The sequence below is a fragment of the Brenneria sp. L3-3C-1 genome, from assembly GCF_016456245.1.
Classification (GTDB): Bacteria; Pseudomonadota; Gammaproteobacteria; order Enterobacterales; family Enterobacteriaceae; genus Brenneria.
Genome location: NZ_JAEMHF010000002.1, coordinates 287,319 through 302,458, shown reverse-complemented (window position 1 = coordinate 302,458; position 15,140 = coordinate 287,319). Strand labels below are relative to the sequence as shown.

General features: G+C 56.7%; 15 protein-coding genes. 9 read left to right on the top strand and 6 right to left on the bottom strand.

Annotated features, from left to right (window positions below):
* Positions 1-162 precede the first annotated feature (162 nt).
* The 3 genes from JG725_RS07825 (at position 163) to yjiA (ending at position 3,594) form a co-directional block, all read left to right on the top strand.
* Positions 163-2,316 (top strand): carbon starvation CstA family protein, encoded by a 2,154-nt coding sequence (locus JG725_RS07825; RefSeq protein ID WP_172289740.1) that lies wholly within the window; start codon positions 163-165, stop codon positions 2,314-2,316.
* 95 nt (positions 2,317-2,411) lie between these two features.
* Positions 2,412-2,615 carry a YbdD/YjiX family protein gene (locus JG725_RS07820; protein WP_172289741.1) on the top strand — a complete coding sequence of 68 codons (204 nt, stop codon included), beginning with the start codon at positions 2,412-2,414 and terminating at the stop codon, positions 2,613-2,615.
* Between the two features lie 16 nt (positions 2,616-2,631).
* Positions 2,632-3,594, top strand: coding sequence for a GTPase (gene yjiA / locus JG725_RS07815; protein WP_199377500.1), 963 nt, complete (start codon positions 2,632-2,634; stop codon positions 3,592-3,594).
* Between the two features lie 39 nt (positions 3,595-3,633).
* On the opposite strand, the gene ybaK is transcribed toward yjiA, so the two are convergent.
* The 3 genes from ybaK to copA all read right to left on the bottom strand — a co-directional run bounded on the left by ybaK (position 3,634) and on the right by copA (position 7,569).
* Positions 3,634-4,116: a Cys-tRNA(Pro)/Cys-tRNA(Cys) deacylase YbaK gene (gene ybaK, locus JG725_RS07810; protein ID WP_172289743.1), complete on the bottom strand. Its 483-nt coding sequence runs from the start codon at positions 4,114-4,116 to the stop codon at positions 3,634-3,636.
* Between the two features lie 29 nt (positions 4,117-4,145).
* On the bottom strand, positions 4,146-4,949 hold the full coding sequence (locus JG725_RS07805) for a TraB/GumN family protein (RefSeq protein WP_172289744.1): 804 nt from the start codon (positions 4,947-4,949) through the stop codon (positions 4,146-4,148).
* A gap of 109 nt (positions 4,950-5,058) precedes the next feature.
* The gene (gene copA, locus JG725_RS07800; protein ID WP_199377498.1) at positions 5,059-7,569 is read right to left on the bottom strand and encodes a copper-exporting P-type ATPase CopA; all 2,511 of its coding nucleotides are present in this window, start codon (positions 7,567-7,569) and stop codon (positions 5,059-5,061) included.
* 116 nt (positions 7,570-7,685) lie between these two features.
* On the opposite strand from copA, the gene cueR reads away from it, so the two are divergent.
* Positions 7,686-8,105 carry a Cu(I)-responsive transcriptional regulator gene (gene cueR, locus JG725_RS07795; RefSeq protein ID WP_199377496.1) on the top strand — a complete coding sequence of 140 codons (420 nt, stop codon included), beginning with the start codon at positions 7,686-7,688 and terminating at the stop codon, positions 8,103-8,105.
* A 9-nt stretch (positions 8,106-8,114) separates the two neighbouring features.
* Here the strand turns inward: cueR and JG725_RS07790 are convergent, their stop codons facing one another.
* Positions 8,115-8,570: an NfeD family protein gene (locus JG725_RS07790; protein ID WP_199377494.1), complete on the bottom strand. Its 456-nt coding sequence runs from the start codon at positions 8,568-8,570 to the stop codon at positions 8,115-8,117.
* The gene (locus JG725_RS07785) at positions 8,570-9,484 is read right to left on the bottom strand and encodes an SPFH domain-containing protein (RefSeq protein ID WP_172289748.1); all 915 of its coding nucleotides are present in this window, start codon (positions 9,482-9,484) and stop codon (positions 8,570-8,572) included. The genes JG725_RS07790 and JG725_RS07785 overlap by 1 nt, the downstream gene beginning before the upstream one ends.
* Before the next feature lie 315 nt (positions 9,485-9,799).
* Between JG725_RS07785 and JG725_RS07780 the strand changes: the two genes are divergently transcribed.
* The 5 genes from JG725_RS07780 (at position 9,800) to JG725_RS07760 (ending at position 14,864) form a co-directional block, all read left to right on the top strand.
* Positions 9,800-10,636 carry an ABC transporter ATP-binding protein gene (locus tag JG725_RS07780; protein ID WP_172289749.1) on the top strand — a complete coding sequence of 279 codons (837 nt, stop codon included), beginning with the start codon at positions 9,800-9,802 and terminating at the stop codon, positions 10,634-10,636.
* Positions 10,633-11,478, top strand: coding sequence for an ABC transporter permease (locus JG725_RS07775; RefSeq protein WP_199377492.1), 846 nt, complete (start codon positions 10,633-10,635; stop codon positions 11,476-11,478). The genes JG725_RS07780 and JG725_RS07775 overlap by 4 nt, the downstream gene beginning before the upstream one ends.
* A 48-nt stretch (positions 11,479-11,526) precedes the next feature.
* Positions 11,527-12,498 (top strand): ABC transporter substrate-binding protein, encoded by a 972-nt coding sequence (locus tag JG725_RS07770; protein WP_199377490.1) that lies wholly within the window; start codon positions 11,527-11,529, stop codon positions 12,496-12,498.
* Between the two features lie 14 nt (positions 12,499-12,512).
* Positions 12,513-13,883, top strand: a complete 1,371-nt coding sequence (locus JG725_RS07765) for an amidase (protein ID WP_199377488.1) — start codon at positions 12,513-12,515, stop codon at positions 13,881-13,883.
* Between the two features lie 183 nt (positions 13,884-14,066).
* Positions 14,067-14,864, top strand: a complete 798-nt coding sequence (locus JG725_RS07760) for an isochorismatase family protein (protein WP_172289754.1) — start codon at positions 14,067-14,069, stop codon at positions 14,862-14,864.
* Positions 14,865-14,873: 9 nt separating this feature from the next.
* Here JG725_RS07760 and yfaE read toward each other — a convergent pair whose 3' ends face one another.
* Positions 14,874-15,134, bottom strand: a complete 261-nt coding sequence (gene yfaE, locus JG725_RS07755; protein ID WP_172289755.1) for a class I ribonucleotide reductase maintenance protein YfaE — start codon at positions 15,132-15,134, stop codon at positions 14,874-14,876.
* Positions 15,135-15,140 lie beyond the last annotated feature (6 nt).

Here is a 15,140-nt window from a genome sequence, read left to right as displayed (position 1 = left end):
CGCAACCCTGCCTTGAGCCGGGTCGGGCTGTTACCGCCGCTGCATCCGCATTATTCCCTATTTGTCCGAGCCCAATACGCGATGGATTTATTATCGCATTGATTTTTTTAATAAAACTTAGAATTAAATAATGACGATTTATATTTTAATGAAGGATGTCTTATGAAGAACAGCACCATTCTTAAACACATCCCCTGGCTGATCTTAGGGATCATAGGGGCTGCCTGTCTCGGCGTGGTCGCGCTACGCCGTGGCGAGCATGTCAGCGCATTGTGGATTATTGTCGCCTCCGTCGCCGTTTATCTGGTGGCGTACCGATACTACAGTCTGTATATCGCCCAGAAGGTGATGAAACTGGATCCGTCGCGGGCCACGCCGGCCGTGGTCAACAATGACGGACTGAACTTTGTGCCGACTAACCGCAATGTGCTGTTCGGCCACCACTTTGCCGCCATCGCCGGCGCCGGGCCGCTGGTCGGGCCGGTATTGGCCGCTCAGGTCGGCTATCTGCCGGGCACGCTGTGGCTGTTGGCCGGGGTGGTGCTGGCCGGGGCGGTGCAGGACTTTATGGTGCTGTTTATCTCTTCGCGTCGTAACGGCGCTTCGCTGGGTGAAATCATCAAGGAAGAAATGGGGCCGGTGCCGGGAACCATCGCGCTGTTTGGCTGCTTCCTGATTATGATCATCATTCTGGCCGTACTGGCGTTGATCGTGGTGAAAGCGCTGGCGGAAAGCCCGTGGGGCGTGTTTACCGTCTGTTCGACGGTGCCGATTGCCCTGTTTATGGGGATCTACATGCGATTTATTCGCCCCGGACGCGTGGGCGAAGTGTCGGTCATCGGTGTGGTGCTGCTGCTGTTGGCGATCTGGTTCGGCGGTGTGATCGCCCACGACCCGTACTGGGGCCCGGCGTTGACCTTTAAAGACACCACCATCACCTATACGCTGATTGGCTATGCCTTTGTATCGGCGCTGTTGCCGGTGTGGTTGATTCTGGCGCCGCGCGATTATCTGGCGACATTCCTGAAAATCGGGGTGATTGTCGGTCTGGCTATCGGCATCGTGATCCTGAATCCGGATCTGAAAATGCCGGCGGTGACGCAATTTGTCGACGGCACCGGGCCGGTCTGGAAAGGCACGCTGTTTCCTTTCCTGTTTATTACCATTGCCTGCGGCGCCGTGTCGGGCTTCCACGCGCTGATCGCCTCCGGCACTACGCCGAAGCTATTGGCCAGCGAAAACGACGCGCGCTTTATTGGTTACGGCGCCATGCTGATGGAGTCTTTCGTCGCGATTATGGCGCTGGTGGCGGCTTCCATTATCGAACCCGGTCTGTATTTTGCGATGAATACCCCGCCGGCCGCGTTAGGGATCACCATGCCCAACCTGCATCAACTGGGCACCGCTGACGCGCCGATGATCATGGCGCAATTGCAGGATGTTTCGGCGCATGCCGCGGCGGCGGTCAGTTCCTGGGGATTTGTGATTTCGCCGGAGCAGATCCTGCAAACCGCCAAAGACATCGGCGAGCCTTCCGTGCTGAACCGTGCCGGCGGCGCGCCGACGCTGGCGGTGGGGATTGCCCACGTATTCCACCAAATCATTCCTGGCGCGAACATGGGCTTCTGGTATCACTTCGGTATCCTGTTTGAAGCGCTGTTTATTCTGACGGCGTTGGATGCGGGCACCCGTTCCGGTCGCTTTATGTTGCAGGATTTGCTGGGCAACTTTGTGCCGTTCCTGAAGAAAACCGATTCGCTGGTCGCGGGGATTATCGGCACCGCCGGGTGCGTCGGCCTGTGGGGCTACCTGCTCTATCAGGGCGTGGTGGATCCGCTGGGCGGCGTGAAGAGCCTGTGGCCGTTGTTCGGCATCTCCAACCAAATGCTGGCGGCCGTTGCGCTGGTGCTGGGTACGGTGGTGTTAATCAAGATGAAACGTACCCAATACATTTGGGTGACATTGGTTCCTGCGGTGTGGTTGCTGATTTGCACCACCTGGGCGCTTGGTCTCAAGTTGTTCAGCGACAATCCGCAGCTTGAAGGCTTCTTCTATCAGGCCAACGTGTACAAGCAGAAGATTGCGGAAAGCGGCGCCGAGGTGACGGCCCAACAAATCAGCGATATGAACCATATCGTGATCAATAACTACACCAATGCCGGCCTGAGCATTCTGTTCCTGATTGTGGTCTACAGCATCATCGCCTACGGTATTAAAACGGCGCTGAAGGCACGTAAGGATCCGAACAGTTCGGATAATGAAACGCCATACGTACCGGTTCCGGAAGGCGGCGTGCAGATCTCATCCAGCCACTAATCGGGTGATACCATAAATACCCCGCATAATGTATAAACGTTATGTGGGGTATTTTTATCGTGGCCATCGCAAGCGGCGTTAAACAGGAGGCAACTATGTTTGGCAATCTGGGACAGGCAGGTAAATATTTAGGTCAGGCGGCCCGAATGTTGGTGGGGATGCCAGACTATGAAACCTATGTCCAGCATATGCAGACCAACCATCCTGATAAGCCTTTTATGACCTATAAAGAATTTTTCCGCGAACGCCAGCAGGCGCGTTATGGCGGAGATGGAAAAGGCGGGATGCGTTGCTGTTAGTCTATCGGGAGCAGTTATGACTCAACCTCTTTATGTCACCATTCTGACCGGCTTTTTGGGCGCGGGTAAAACCACCCTGTTGCGGCACATTCTCAATGCCGATCATGGCTATAAGATTGCGGTGATTGAAAACGAATTCGGCGAAGTGCCGATTGATAATGCGTTGATCGGCGAACGGGCAAGCAAAATCACCACGCTGAGCAACGGCTGCATCTGCTGTAGTCAGGCGAACGAACTGGCCGACGCGCTGCTGGATTTACTGGACGGCATTGACGACGGTTCGCTGGACTTCGATCACGTGGTGATCGAGTGTACCGGCATGGCCGACCCCGGCCCGGTGGCGCAGACGTTCTTCTCCCATGAAATCATCTGCGAACGTTTCGTTCTGGACGGCATTATTACGCTGGTGGATGCGGTACACGCCCAGCAGCAGCTCGATCAGTTTACAATTGCGCAGTCGCAGATTGGTTATGCCGATCGAATTCTGCTGACGAAAACCGATATTGCCGGCGAAGACCACGCGCTGATCTCGCGCTTGCAGCGTATTAATGCCCGAGCGCCGGTTTATCCGGTGGTGAACGGGGACATTGACTTAAGCGTTTTATTCAATATTGAAGGCTTTATTCTTAACGACCGGCTGGCGCTGAATACGCCGGTATTCCGCTTTGTGGCGCCGGCGCAAAATGATATTCAGTCTATCGTGATTTATTTCGATGCGCCGTTGGAACTCGCCGCCGTGTCCGATCTGATGGAAGGTTTCCTGGTGAACTACGCGGATAATTTATTGCGTTATAAAGGCATTCTGGCGATTAAAGACGACGCGCGCCGTCTGCTGTTTCAGGGCGTACAACGTCTGTACAGCGCCGATTGGGACAGAGAATGGCGGGATGACGAAGCAAGACAAAGCGTATTGGTGTTTATCGGCCGGGAACTGCCCGAACAGGAAATACGGGACGGCTTTGCCCGTCTGACGGCCTGAGTATATTGACTCCGCCGTCCGACGGGGATATTGGGTTATTTACCCGTCATGCTTGGCGATATCCGCGAAGGTCGCCCGTAACAGACGGCCGAGGTCTTCCGCCGCCAGTTCGATATCCAGCCCTCGTTTGCCGCCGGAAATATAAATGGTATCGAATTGCCGCGCGGGCTGGTCAATAACCGTCGGCAATAACTTCTTCTGCCCTAATGGACTGATGCCGCCCACCAGATAACCGGTTACCCGTTGAGCGATGGCGGGATCGGCCATATCGGCTTTTTTGGCCGATAGCGCCCGGGCCACTTTCTTCAAGTCCAACATGCCGGCGACCGGCGTAACGGCGACGGCAAGATTTTTTGCATCGCCGTTCAGCGCGACCAGCAGCGTTTTATAAACCCGATCTTTGTTCAGCCCCAGTTTTCTGGCCGCTTCCTCGCCAAAATTGGTCTCATCGCTGTCGTGATGATAGCTGTGTAACGTAAAGGCGATGTTGTTTTTCTCAAGCAGTTTGACTGCGGGTGTCATGGTTCAAATATCCTTAGATGATGTTTTGCTCAATTTGCCTGTAATAACGCGGGTAGGTTGTCATCACCATATAAATGCAGAGCGCCGACGGCAACCACATAGTTTCCGGCAGGCAGCGCCTGAAGCTGTTGTTGCCAGCGTCGGTTACGCTGGTTCATCAGCAGATCGGTCATTTCATTGCCGAACGTTGCGGGGAGGGCGGACGTCAGCCTGTCGGGTTTGCTGTCCAGCCACCAGCCCACCATGGTTTGCAACAGGCGGGCGTTGGCATGCCAGTGAGTAAGGGTATCTTCCAGCAGCAGCAACCCGCCATGCGGCAACTGCTGGAGTAAATCAACCTGTGTTTGCTGTCCCTCAAGCTCAATGATATGCAGGCCTTGAGATTTCGCGGCATTAATCAATTGATAATCAATGCCGTAATCCGGGCGCAGTCCCAGCAGCTGCGCCTGTCTGGCCTGTAGCATCAGCGCCGCCTGCCAGGCGGGAAGTCGATCGATACTGCTTTCGCTGAAAGCCAGCGTTTCGCAGATCTGTTGCAACTGACGATAGTTGTCAGGGCTCAGACGTTGCGCGAGCGGCGGTTCCGTTTCGTTATGTTCAAACGGCGAACCGGGATCCGAGATATCCGCCTCGATAATCAGCGCGGTCGCGCTCTTCAACTGTTTTAGCAGTGCATCAGGCAGGGGCGCCATATCCATGCTGCCCATATGAATACTGCCGACCAGATGAAACTGGCGCCGATCCGCCAGTTGAATGTCCACCGCCGGGTAGGCGTAAGCCAGCGGCGAAATAAACCCAAGGAAAGTCGCGATTCGACGCAGCAGTGGCCCCATAGATCCTGTCTCCTTATCAACACGTCTATGCTAAACGCTAAACGGGATAAGTTGTACCGGTAATCGGCTGAAAAAGCGCAGATGACGGTATATTGCCGGCCGTCGTCTATTATCCTTTCGGTTTAAAGCGCAGCAGCCGGTTGGCGTTGCTGACCACCGTAATGGAGGACAACGCCATCGCTGCCCCGGCCACCACCGGGCTTAACAGCGTACCGGTCAGGGGATAAAGCACGCCGGCGGCGATCGGAATACCCAATGTGTTATAGATAAACGCGCCCAGCAGGTTCTGCTTCATATTGCGCAGCGTGGCGTTGGACAGCGCCAGCGCATCGGCCACGCCGTGCAGGCTGTGGCGCATCAGCGTAATGGCCGCGGTTTCGATGGCGATATCGCTGCCGCCGCCCATGGCGATCCCCACGTCGGCCTGCGCCAGCGCCGGCGCATCGTTGATGCCGTCGCCAATCATCGCCACGCGTTTTCCCTGCGCCTGAAGCTTTTTGATGGCGTCCGCCTTGCCGTCCGGCAGTACGCCGGCAATCACCTGGTCGATCCCGGCCTGCTTGGCGATGGCGTTGGCGGTCACTGGGTTGTCGCCGGTCAACATTACCAACTGGTAACCTTGCCGGTGCAGGCGTTGCAGGGCGGCGGCGCTGTCTTGCCGCAGGGGATCGCGAATGGAGAACATGGCGACAATTTGACCGTCCGCCGCCAGTAAAACCGGCGTGACGCCGCGCTGCGCCTGTTCGTCGATCGGCACATCGTCTTGCCGGGCGGTAATCTGATGCTGCTTAAGCAGCGCCGGATTGCCCAGCAGCAACGATACCCCGTCGGCCTGTCCGCTGACGCCCAGCCCGCGCAGGGTGCGAAACCGGTTAACCTCGGTGAGCGTCAGCCCTTTCGCCCGCTCGACAATGGCTTTCGCCAGCGGGTGACTGGAGCCTTGCTCCAGCGACGCCGCCCAGCTTAACGCCTGTTGTTCCGTCACCGCGCCAAAGGTGTGAATCTCGACCACCCGTGGCTGACCTTCGGTTAAGGTGCCGGTTTTATCGAACACCAGAATATCCAGTTTGCTGGCCTGCTGAAGCGCATCCGCGTCCCGCACCAGCACCCCCAGTTCGGCGGCGCGTCCGACGCCGGAAATAATCGACATCGGCGTCGCTAGCCCGAGCGCGCAGGGGCAGGCGATGATCAGCACCGTGGTGGCAATCACCAGCGTATAGACGATTTGCGGCTGCGGCCCGACAAAGAACCAAATCGCGCCGCTGATCACGGCGATAGCCACCACCACCGGGACGAACACGGCGGAAATCCGATCCGCCAACTGGCCGATGGCGGGTTTGCTGCTCTGCGCCTGCCTGACCAAGCGGATAATGCGTGACAGCGTGGTTTGATTGCCGATCGCGTCGGCGCGAAAGAGCGCGCCGCCATCCTGCACCAACGTCCCGGCATGTACGGCGTCGCCGGGGGTTTTTTGCCGCGGGATCGGTTCGCCGGTCAGCATTGCTTCATCGACCCACAGTTCCCCTTGCAGGATTTCACCGTCCACCGGAATGCGATCGCCGGTGGTCAGACGCAGCGTCACCCCGGATTGCACCTCGGACAGGGGGATCTGTCGCTCGCCTTCGGCCGTGACGACGCGCGCGGTCGGCGGCGTTAAGTCCAACAGCCTTTCCAGCGCGTGAGAAGAACGCTGACGGGCGCGCTGCTCCAGCGCATGGCCGAGATTAATCAGGCCGATAATCATCGCGCTGGCTTCATAGTAAAGGTGACGCGCCGCCATAGGGAAAATATCGGGCCACAGGTTAACGGTGATGGAATACAGCCAGGCGGCGCCGGTGCCGAGCGCGACCAGCGTATCCATCGTGGCCGCGCCGTTTTTCAGGCTGCGCCAGGCATTACGGTAAAAGTGTCCCCCGGCGAAAACCATCACCGCCAGCGTCAGTACGCCAATCGCCAGCCACGGCGTGCGGCTTTCCGGCGTCAGGGTCATGCTGCCGCCCAGTACGCCCCAGAGCATCAGGGGAATACCAAGCAGTAAACCCAGCGCGGCCTGCCACTGAAACCGGCGGATATTTTGTTGTGCGGTTTGCTGCTGACGTGCGCGGCGCTGATCCTCATCCTGAATGATTTCCGCCCCGTAGCCCGCCTGTTCGACGGCGGCAATCAGCGCCGCCTGCGTTGCGTGCCCGCTGACCAGCGCGCTGCGTTCGGCCAGATTAACCCGCGCCTGCGTGACGCCCGCCACGCTCTGCAACGCATTTTGCACCCGATTGACGCAGCTGGCGCAGCTCATCCCCTGAAGCAGAAGCTGCACGCTATCATCGTCAATCCGTGCTGCCGGAACATCACTCTGGGCCGCTGGCAGCGTTTCCGGCGTGGTCGCTACCTGTGCCAGCGGCTCAGTTTTTGGGGGCGCGGCTTCCTGTACGCTGGCCTGATAGCCCGCCTGTTCGATACTGTCGATGAGCGTCTGGGCATCGGCATCGCCGGTGATCCTGGCAACATCGAGCGTGACCTCTGCCTGTTCAACATCCGGCAGCGCCTCCAGCGTTTTTTTAACCCGCTGGACGCAATGTCCGCAGGTTAATCCCTGCAATGACAACACGGTGGTTTGCGACATAATTATCTTCTCCTGAGATCGCAATCGATGGTCAAATACATTGACCGGCTGACTGATTTACACTAGTTATTAAGCAGGGTAAACCCTCCAGCAAGGGGAGAGTCAAGGGGGAAACAATGAACATCAGCGATGTGGCGAAAAAAACCGGCCTTACCAGTAAAACCATTCGCTTCTATGAAGAGAAAGCGTTGCTGACCGCGCCGTTACGCTCTGAAAATGGCTATCGTAGCTATAACGCGCATCATGTCGAAGAGCTGACGCTATTGCGTCAGGCGCGTCAGGTCGGGTTTAACCTGGACGAGTGCCGCGAACTGGTGGCGTTGTTTAACGATCCTTTGCGCCACAGTGCGGATGTGAAAGCCCGCACGTTGCAAAAAGTACATGAAATAGAAGAACATATCGAGGCGCTAAAAGTGATGCGCGAGCGTTTACTCTCGCTGGCGGAACAGTGCCCGGGAGACAGCGGCGCCGACTGTCCGATTATTAATCATCTTGCCGGATGTTGTCATTCGGGGCCAAAATCGCGCCCCGAATGACCGGTTGTGTTATGGCGTAACCGGACGCACGTGCAGCGTAATGCCTTCAACGGCGATCACTTCAATCTGCGTACCGGCAACCAAATCCTGTTCGGATTTTATCCGCCAGGCGCCGTCGCCGATTCTGACGCGGCCAAAGCCGTCCACCACCGGTTCCGTCAGCGTGGCCCGCAGTCCCACTAACTGTTGACCGCGCCGGTTGAGCGTCGATGCCGGACGAGTAAGCGTTCGCTTACGCAGCCAGTACCACCACAGCAGGGCGGTGACAATGGTTAGAATGGCGAACGTAACGCCCTGCCACGGCCATCCCACCGGCGCCAGCCAGACCAGTAAGCCGACCAGTATCGCGGAGATCCCGCTCCATAACAGATAACCGCTGGCGCCCAGCATCTCGGCCGCCAGCAGCAGGCCACCGAGTGACAGCCAGAACCAGTGCGCATTTTCCATCACCAGTTCAATCCCCATTATTTACTCCGACTGTCCTGACTATCTTTTATCAGCTCGGTAATCCCGCCAATCGCGCCCATCAGATTACTGGCTTCCAGCGGCATCATGATCACTTTGCTGTTGTTGGATGAGCCGATTTGTTGCAGCGCATCGGTATATTTCTGGGCCACGAAATAGTTGATTGCCTGAATGTTGCCCGCGGCGATGGCCTCAGACACCATTTTGGTGGCTTGCGCTTCGGCTTCCGCCGCACGTTCACGCGCTTCCGCTTCTAAAAAGGCCGACTGACGCTGCCCTTCGGCTTTCAGGATCTGCGATTGTTTTTCCCCCTCGGCGCGCAGAATCGCCGCCTGGCGCACCCCTTCGGCCTCAAGAATATCGGCGCGTTTGTTACGCTCCGCTTTCATCTGCGCGTTCATCGCCGCAATCAATTCGGCTGGCGGGCGCACATCGCGGATTTCAATACGGGTGATTTTAACGCCCCACGGGTTGGTGGCTTCATCGACGATATGCAGTAACCGGCTGTTAATGCTGTCGCGCTGGGAAAGCATTTCATCCAGTTCCATCGAACCCAACACCGTACGGAAGTTGGTCATGGTCAGGTTGACGATGGCCTGTTCCAGATTGCTGACTTCATACGCCGCGCGCGCCGGGTCGATCACCTGAATAAAGCACACGGCATCGATCGCCACATTGGCGTTGTCGCGCGAGATGACTTCCTGGGACGGAATATCCAGTACCTGTTCCATCATGTTGATTTTCCGGCCGACGCGATCCATGAAAGGAACGACCAGATTAAGCCCCGGCATCAGCGTTTTGGTGTAGCGGCCGAAGCGTTCGACAGTCCATTGATAACCCTGCGGGACGATTTTGATGCCTGACCAGACAAGAATGAGCGCAACAAAGATCAAAATAGGAATGACGGTAAGCATGGTCTAAAACCTCCTGATTGTTTTATCTGCCGTTAGTGTAACCCAAGCGTAGCCGGGATCCGTTGTTCTGTGGTTATTTTCCCCCGTTTTGTCGCCTTCGGCATTCTTTCTCTCTCTCGATCTTGCCGCGTGAGTAAAATCGGACGAGTGAAAAATACGACAAGTTTGATAAGTTTGTCGTATTAGACAAGTTTGGAAAGTTTTTGCTACGGTGATTTTGCGCAATCGATTTGCTTGATTCTTGATCTATATCCGGCGATGCACCCGTGCTACGGCAATGGCGTCTCTGGGAATGCTGTTAATCAGGAGTATGTGATGAGCCTTTCACCTGCAATAAACAAGACACCGACAACCGCTTCCGCGTCGCCTCCGGTTGCAATCTCGATGCGAGGAGTAAAAAAGCAGTTTCTTGATCACGATGAAAACGTGGTGGACGTGATTAAAGACATCTCGATTGATATTTATCACCGCGAATTTATCAGTATTGTCGGCCCCAGCGGATGCGGCAAGAGCACCATGTTCAACATGATCGCCGGACTGTTGGCGCCCTCCGCCGGTGAAATTCAGGTCTTTGACCAATATTACGCCATGCCCAAGAAAGGCCGGGTGGGCTACATGCTGCAAAAGGATCTGCTGTTTCCCTGGCGCACCATCCTCGATAACGTCTGCCTGGGTCTGGAAATCAGCGAAGTGCCGAAGAAAGAACGCCATGAACGGGCCATGGCCTATCTGCTGAAATATGGTCTGGGGGATTTCGCCCATGCCTATCCCGCCACGCTTTCCGGCGGCATGCGCCAAAGAGCGGCGCTGATCCGCACGCTGGTCATCGATCCGGACATCATTCTGCTTGATGAGCCTTTCTCCGCGCTGGATTACCAAACCCGGCTGGTGCTGGAAGAGGAGATCCTGTCGATTCTCAATGAATATGGCAAGACGGTGGTGCTGATCACCCACGATATTGGCGAGGCCATTTCCATGTCCGATCGCATCGTGGTGATGTCGCAGCGACCGACGTGGAATAAAAAAACCTATGAAGTGGGCCTGGCCAAGCAACACGGTTCCGCTATGGGCGCCCGAAAAGATCCGCGTTTTCAGCAGTTTTTCGATGATATATGGGCTGATATGGATATTCAGTTGGGAGGACGGCCATGAATATGCCAGCGACCGCTACGGATAAAAATCGTTCCGCGCTGTCGGCTCTGAACCGCCGACGCAGAAAGAAATTGTTGCGGCTATTGAAAGATAATAGCTGGCGCGCGCTGATCCTCATCTCGATGGTCGGGCTGTGGCAATACGGCGTGGATACCGGCATGGTCAATGCCTTTTTGATGGGCTCTCCGGCAGGGATCTGGCATGAGTTTGTCCGCCTGTCGGCTAACGGCGAACTGCTGACCAATACCTATGTCACGGTCTACGCCACGGTGATCGGCTTTGTGCTCGGCAGCCTGCTCGGCTCGTTGTCCGGGCTGTTGTTGTGGTATTCGCCGGCGCTGGCGCGCATCCTCGATCCGTTTTTTATCGCCTTGAACGGGCTGCCGAAAATCGCGCTGGCTCCCATCATTATTATCTGGTTCGGGTCCGGCATGTTTTCCAAAATCGCTCTGGCTTTCATCGCCACCTATATCGTGGCGCTGCTGTCGGCGTGGCAGGGAACGCACCAGATCGATGACAACCAGGTGAATTTGATGCGCTCGCTCGGCGCCAACAAGAACCAGATTTTCCGCAAAGTGGTGATCCCGTCCACGCTGCCATGGATCATCTCCGCCTTCCGCCTGAATATCGGTTTCGCGCTGATTGCCGATATCGGGGGCGAATTTATCTCCTCGGATTATGGCCTGGGCAAAATGATTTTCGTCGCCGGCAACCTGTTCAATCTTAACGTGGTCTGGGTCGGCGTCTTTACCCTGCTGTTTGTCGCTATCGTACTTTATCTGCTGGTTATCCAGCTACAGCGCTGGCTGCTGCCCTGGGAACGCCAGTCCGCCAATCGTTAGTCATGTCGTTTGCTTGTTCCGTAACCCATTAATCGAAGGAGTTCGACGATGAATAAATTGGTTTCATGGCTGTGTGCCGCTGTCTTTACTCTGGGCTCCGCCGGCAGCTTCGCCGCTGACGGCAAGGCCGATCGCGTGCTGGTAACCGAAGCGTTTCATTCGCTGCTGTATCTGCCGGTCTATGTGGCGAAACATCAGGGGATATTCGCTCAGAATCAGATTGATGTGGCGACCATTCGGTCGGCGGGGTCCGGCCCTACCGCGCTGGCGGCCGTGTTGTCCGGCGAGGCGCAGTTCTCGGTTCACGGTCCTGAGCATGTGGGATTCGCTCAGCAGAAAGGCGGCACCGCCAAGGCGGTCAGCGCCGTCGCTAACAGCGCGCCGGTATGGATACTGGCCAAGCCGGACTTTACCTTTAATTCGCCGGCCGACCTGAAGGGGAAACGCCTGGTTTCCGGGCTGGCTCCCGGTACGTCCAACACGCTGCTGCTGCGTTTGCTGCAACAACATGGTTTGGATCCCAAGAAAGACGTCACGATTAACGAAGTCCAGAATGGCTCGGAACTGGGGCCGTTGCTGGCCGGCAGAGCAGACGTGGCGGTGGTCTATGAACCGCAGGCCGATCAGGGGGTAGGGCAGGGGCTGAAGGTGATTTACGACTTTACCCGCGACTACCCTGAGTACGCTTTTTCCACCATCAATACCTCGGAGAAAATCATCACCGACAATCCTCAACTGGTCGCCCGTTTCGTCAAATCTATCAACGAGTCGCTGGCTTTTATACGCCAACACCCGGATGAAGCGAAAAAAGTGGCCCGTCTGGAGTTCTCCTCCCTGGACGCCAAAGTGGTGGATGCGGCGGTACAGCGGATGATCGACAGCAATGTCTATCCCGCTGACGCGGTGATTTCTCCTTTGGCGTTTACCACCGCTATCGATATCCAGAAATTCGTCGGCAATATCACGCAGGATATGCCTTATGAACAGATTGTTGATGGTCAGTTCGCCAGCAAACCCTGATAAGGAGCGGCTTTATGAAAAACATGTTGGACCATTCGCCTTTTGCCACTATCGCCGCCACCCGGCGGATGCTGGCGCAGCGTCAAGTGTCTCCAGGCGAGTTGCTGAGTCATTTTCTGGCGCGTATCGATGAGCGTGATGGTCAGATCAAAGCCTGGCGCTATCTCGATCGGGACGGCGCCAAACGGCGGGCGGTGGAGCTGGATCGGCAGATGGCGGCGATTGCCTGTAAGCCTGCGCTATTCGGCATTCCCTATGGCGCCAAGGATATCTTCCATACGCGCGGGCTGCCCACCGAAGGCGGTTCCAAAGTTTGTCAGGGGATGATCTCCGGCGAAAATGCCAGCGTAGTCGATAGGCTCGATGAGATGGGCGCGCTGTTGCTGGGCAAGCTGACGACGACGGAGTTCGCCAATTGGGGCACGCCGCCCGAAACGGGCAACGCCTGGAATCCGCAACATACGCCCGGCGGCTCCAGCAGCGGCTCTGCCGCCGCGCTTGGCGCGCGCATGGCGCTGATGACGTTGGGAACGCAGACCGCCGGGTCGTTGTCCCGTCCGGCGGCGTTTAACGGGGTCACGGTGCTGAAAGCGACCTATGGGCGCATCAGTAAAGCCGGGGTTATCCCCGCCAGTTGGTCGCTGGATCATGTCGGCGCCTTTACTCACACGGTTGAGGATGCGGTGCTGGTGTATAACGCGCTGTCTGGCCCGGACTCGAAAGATGAAGCCACCCATTCGCTGCCTTATATGCCGCTGCAATTAAGGGAGAAGCACGATTATACTGTCGGTATCGTGGAACATCCGTGGTTTGCCAATGTGGATGATGAGATAGGCGCGGCCTGTCGGCGGGCGATGGATCAACTGGCCGGACACGGCGTTCGGCTGAGACGTATCGGGCTGCCGGAAAGCTTTGACGCGGCCTGTCAGGCGCATCAGATTGTGATGCAGGCTGAATGCGCCGCCTATCATCGCCCCAATTTCCTGAAAACGCCGGGGTTATTCGGCGTTTATTTACAGGAATTCCTGCAACAGGGGCTGGAGATTTCCGCCCATGAGTATCTGCAAGCCCAGCAGACCCGGGCGCGTTACCGTGCGGAGCTGGCGGCGTTGTTTGATGGGGTGGATATCCTGATGACGCCCGCCACGCCGACGCTGGCGCCGTATAGCCTGGAGCTTACCGGTTCGCCGGCGTTTAATATGCCGTTTACCAACGCCGGCGTGCCGACGCTGACGCTGCCGGTCGGTTTTTCCCGTTCGGGATTGCCTATTGGTATGCAGTGGGTCGCCCGGCACGGTAATGAACAGGCGCTGGCGGATTTGGGGTTGTACTACCAGCAGATGACCGACTGGCATGCCTATTTACCTCCGGTCTGCCAGCAATGAAAATAAATTGCCCGCCGGTCAATTCAGCGGGCGTTGAAAAATGCTCCTGGCATTTTTTTATGACGGGCTATCCCTGCCCGTCACCCTACGGGCCGCCGCAAGCGGCGTTGAAAAATGCTCCTGGCATTTTTTTGTGTACGGACTGTGCGTGGTGGTTTTTCCGGTTAACCAGGATGGCGTGTTATGTACGATAAATTATTGACGGTTTCTGATGCGGCGAAAATGCTGGGGATCTCCGCCAGCACTTTGAGGCGCTTGGAGGAGAATGGCGAGGTGAAAACCTATGGCCTTAAGGTGGTTTACACCCCCGGCGGCCAGCGTCGCTACCTGGCCGATGAAATCCAGCGCATTTATTCACAGACCGGGTTTGCCAGTAAAATTGGTTTTGGCTCGAAGGCGGCCGTTCTGATACGGGACGTGACCTATGCCTTTATGGATTCGGGATCCACGCTGGCGATCAATACGTCGTTTAATAAAACCGCGCTGCGTCAGTTGCTGGAACTGGCCCGGCAACATCAATTGCCGACGGTATTCAGCCGCACGATTTATCAGCAAGATCACCACTTTTCCCGCATGTGGGGGAAAAAATTCTCCTCAATCACGGCGCTGACGGAGGATGCCTACCTTAATCAGATCGATGCGGCGTTGGAAGACATCGCGTTCGATCGGATGCAATCCACCTGCTATATCTCCGATTTGCACGGCCACGATCTGACGGCGTGGCTGAAGCGGCAGGGGGTGGATACGGTCATTCTGGGGGGGGTGACCGCCAGCGGCAGTTTGCGCGCCACGGCGATTGAAGCATTCCAGGATGGGTTCCACGTGGTATTGCCGCGCGAGATTGCCGGCGATAGAAGTCAGTCAGTATTGGATTTTACGCTGTTGGATCTTAACGCCCGTTATGCGGATGTGCTTGGCATTGACGAAGTTTTCGGCTGGCTGGCCGAGCAGCCGGTTGCGGCGGAACCGGCGCAGGCCTGACGCCCGGCGTCACATATCCAGTTCAATATCGTCCAGCGGCATACAGCAGCAGGGCAGAATTTCATCCTGTTGAATACAGGCCAGCGGTGTCTGGCGGTAGGCGACTTTGCCCTTGAGCAGACGCACGCGACATGAGCCGCAATAACCGGAGCGGCACTGATATTCGACGCTGACCCGGTTGGATTCCAGCACATCCAGTAAGGAGCGTCTCTCGTCGGAACAGCATAACTGCGCACCGGACGTGCGCAGCGTGATGGTCGAGGTAGTCATACTTTT

Excerpts from the sequence above, each read along its gene's own strand:
- JG725_RS07785 (WP_172289748.1), bottom strand. The coding sequence starts at position 9,484 with ATGCTTACCGTCATTCCTATTTTGATCTTTGTTGCGCTCATTCTTGTC.
- cueR (WP_199377496.1), top strand. The coding sequence starts at position 7,686 with ATGAACATCAGCGATGTGGCGAAAAAAACCGGCCTTACCAGTAAAACC.
- JG725_RS07790 (WP_199377494.1), bottom strand. The coding sequence starts at position 8,570 with ATGGGGATTGAACTGGTGATGGAAAATGCGCACTGGTTCTGGCTGTCA.
- JG725_RS07820 (WP_172289741.1), top strand. The coding sequence starts at position 2,412 with ATGTTTGGCAATCTGGGACAGGCAGGTAAATATTTAGGTCAGGCGGCC.
- copA (WP_199377498.1), bottom strand. The coding sequence starts at position 7,569 with ATGTCGCAAACCACCGTGTTGTCATTGCAGGGATTAACCTGCGGACAT.
- JG725_RS07825 (WP_172289740.1), top strand. The coding sequence starts at position 163 with ATGAAGAACAGCACCATTCTTAAACACATCCCCTGGCTGATCTTAGGG.
- JG725_RS07765 (WP_199377488.1), top strand. The coding sequence starts at position 12,513 with ATGAAAAACATGTTGGACCATTCGCCTTTTGCCACTATCGCCGCCACC.
- JG725_RS07760 (WP_172289754.1), top strand. The coding sequence starts at position 14,067 with ATGTACGATAAATTATTGACGGTTTCTGATGCGGCGAAAATGCTGGGG.
- yfaE (WP_172289755.1), bottom strand. The coding sequence starts at position 15,134 with ATGACTACCTCGACCATCACGCTGCGCACGTCCGGTGCGCAGTTATGC.
- ybaK (WP_172289743.1), bottom strand. The coding sequence starts at position 4,116 with ATGACACCCGCAGTCAAACTGCTTGAGAAAAACAACATCGCCTTTACG.
- JG725_RS07775 (WP_199377492.1), top strand. The coding sequence starts at position 10,633 with ATGAATATGCCAGCGACCGCTACGGATAAAAATCGTTCCGCGCTGTCG.
- JG725_RS07770 (WP_199377490.1), top strand. The coding sequence starts at position 11,527 with ATGAATAAATTGGTTTCATGGCTGTGTGCCGCTGTCTTTACTCTGGGC.
- JG725_RS07805 (WP_172289744.1), bottom strand. The coding sequence starts at position 4,949 with ATGGGGCCACTGCTGCGTCGAATCGCGACTTTCCTTGGGTTTATTTCG.
- JG725_RS07780 (WP_172289749.1), top strand. The coding sequence starts at position 9,800 with ATGAGCCTTTCACCTGCAATAAACAAGACACCGACAACCGCTTCCGCG.
- yjiA (WP_199377500.1), top strand. The coding sequence starts at position 2,632 with ATGACTCAACCTCTTTATGTCACCATTCTGACCGGCTTTTTGGGCGCG.